At 73.5% G+C, this 890-nt stretch carries 1 protein-coding gene; it reads left to right on the plus strand.

Annotation, left to right across the window (positions count from 1 at the left end; all coding sequences use genetic code 11):
• Positions 1-184 precede the first annotated feature (184 nt).
• Positions 185-793 (plus strand): transcriptional repressor LexA, encoded by a 609-nt coding sequence (gene lexA, locus D588_RS0117925; RefSeq protein WP_026143847.1) that lies wholly within the window; start codon positions 185-187, stop codon positions 791-793.
• Positions 794-890 lie beyond the last annotated feature (97 nt).

An 890-nucleotide genomic window follows, 5' to 3' on the forward strand; every position in this document is an offset into this window, starting at 1 on the left:
GCCGGCTGGCTAGCCCACGCCCTGGAGCAGCAGGCCCTGGGCAAGCTGATCCGACCACGGGCGCGCTACACCGGGGCGATGCCGGAGGATGCGGCCGGACGCAGCTGACACCGCCGGGAGACGCCAAACCCGTTCAGCGCCCCCATCTCGCCAAGGCCGCGCCCTCGGTGTACAAATGTACACCATGACCACCCTGTCCCCGCAGCGCGCCGCCATCCTCGCCTACGTCCACGCCTGCATCGAGCAGGAGGGGCGGCCGCCGAGCCTGGCCGAGATCGCCGAACGCTTCGGCTTCGCCTCGCGCAATGCCGCGCGCAAGCACGTGCAGGCGCTGGTCGAGGCCGGGCTGCTGGCGCAGGTGCCGCAGCAGGCGCGCAGCCTGCGCCCGGCACAGGCCGGCAGCCGTAGCGAACTGCTGCAGTTGCCGGTGCTGGGCCGGGTCGCCGCCGGTGCGCCGATCGGCGCCGACATCGGCCTGGACCAGCAGTTGCGCCTGGACCGTGCGGTGTTCGCGCTGCGCCCGGACTACCTGCTGCGGGTGCAGGGCGACTCGATGATCGACGACGGCATCCTCGACGGCGACCTGGTCGGGGTGCGCCGCGCCGCCGACGCGCGCAACGGCCAGATCGTGGTGGCGCGGCTGGACGGCGAACTCACCATCAAGCGCTACCGCGCCGATGGCGACGGCATCGCGTTACTGCCGCGCAATCCCGCCTATGCGCCGATCGTGGTCGCTCCCGGGCAGGACTTCGCCATCGAAGGGCATTACTGCGGCCTGATCCGGCCCGGCTGATGGCCGCCGTCGTCGCCCTCGACCGCCTGCTGGCCGAGCGCCGGGTCTGGCGCGGCCAGCCGACGGCGCTGCCGCCCAGCGCGCAGCCCACCGGGCA

The sequence above is a fragment of the Xanthomonas sp. SHU 308 genome (assembly GCF_000364645.1).
GTDB lineage: Bacteria > Pseudomonadota > Gammaproteobacteria > Xanthomonadales > Xanthomonadaceae > Xanthomonas_A > Xanthomonas_A sontii.